Raw genomic sequence first — 1,252 nt, forward strand, 5'->3', positions numbered from 1 at the left:
GTAGTGGATCGGTAATTCAGGACACCTCGAAATCCTGTTAATGTTAAAACAGTGAACATGAGGTGATGCATGATCAAAACTCGTCGGACTAAACGCACATTTTCCCCGGAGTTCAAACTCGAAGCTATCGAACAGGTTGTTAAATACCAGCGAGATGCACGGGAAGTTGCTCAGGCGCTCGAACTCAATCCTGACCATTTGCGCAAATGGATACGGCTTTATAAGCAGGAACTTCTGGGTATTGAGCCCGTCGGCAATGCTATTACTCCTGAACAGCGTGAAATTCAGCAGCTTAAAGCGCAGATAAAGCGTCTTGAGATGGAAAAAGAAATACTAAAGCAGGCTGCCGTGCTGATGAGCGAAGCCCCCGGAAAGTTATTGCGCTAATCACACGGCTGAAAGCAAAGTGGCCTGTGCAGACTCTTTGTCATTTATTCGGTATTCACCGTAGCGTTTATTACGCGCAGGTGAAGCATCCGGTTAATGTGCAAAGAATTGAATGGCGAAGTCGGGTGAGAGCATTCCATACTCTCAGTCGTGGCGCTGCAGGTAGTCGGGCAATCAGCCAGATGTTACGCCAGAGTGGCGTTGATGCAGGCCGGTGGCTGGCGCGACGACTGATGCAGGAATGCGGGCTGACCAGTCACCAGCCAGTTAAACATCGCTACCGGGTAAATTCAGACAACAGCCCAGCATTACCAAACTTATTGAACCGGCAGTTTAACCCCGCCGCACCAAACCGCGTCTGGTGTGGTGATATCAGCTTTATTCGCCTGCAGGACAAGTGGTGCTATCTCGCGCTTGTTGTTGATTTATATTCACGCCGGATTATTGGTTCAGCCCTCTCATTAACCGCTGATGCTGATTTGGTGTGCAGGGCTTTGCGTAATGCCCTGGAGACACGACCGCGTAATGAACGACTTCTGTTTCATTCAGATCAAGGGGTTCAATATAAAAGCAATAAATACAGAAAGTTACTTTGGCGTCATGGGGTAATGCAAAGTATGAGTCGCAGAGGGAATTGTCTGGATAATTCTCCGATGGAAAGAGTGTTTCGCAGCCTTAAAAGTGAATGGCTACCGAAAGGTGGTTATGGTGATTTTAGTCATGCAGTACGCGATATAAACCAGTGGATAAATGGTTATTACAACGTTTACCGTCCTCATACGAACAATGGTGGGTTATCGCCTTGCCAGCATGAAGAAAAGTGGAAGCAGGTTATTCCGGTGTCCTGATTTTGTGATCCACTACA

At 47.6% G+C, this 1,252-nt stretch carries 1 protein-coding gene; it reads left to right on the plus strand.

All coding sequences use genetic code 11. From position 1 onward, the window contains the following. The first annotated feature begins 69 nt into the window (after positions 1-69). Positions 70-1,235, plus strand: a protein-coding gene (locus M977_RS25440) for an IS3 family transposase (RefSeq protein WP_157092144.1) whose coding sequence is annotated in 2 segments (ribosomal slippage) — positions 70-334 and positions 334-1,235 — 1,167 coding nt in all. Because the reading frame shifts where the segments join, the coding sequence is not laid out codon by codon here. Positions 1,236-1,252 lie beyond the last annotated feature (17 nt).

Origin of the sequence: Buttiauxella gaviniae ATCC 51604, assembly GCF_001654835.1 — a bacterium.
GTDB lineage: Bacteria > Pseudomonadota > Gammaproteobacteria > Enterobacterales > Enterobacteriaceae > Buttiauxella > Buttiauxella gaviniae.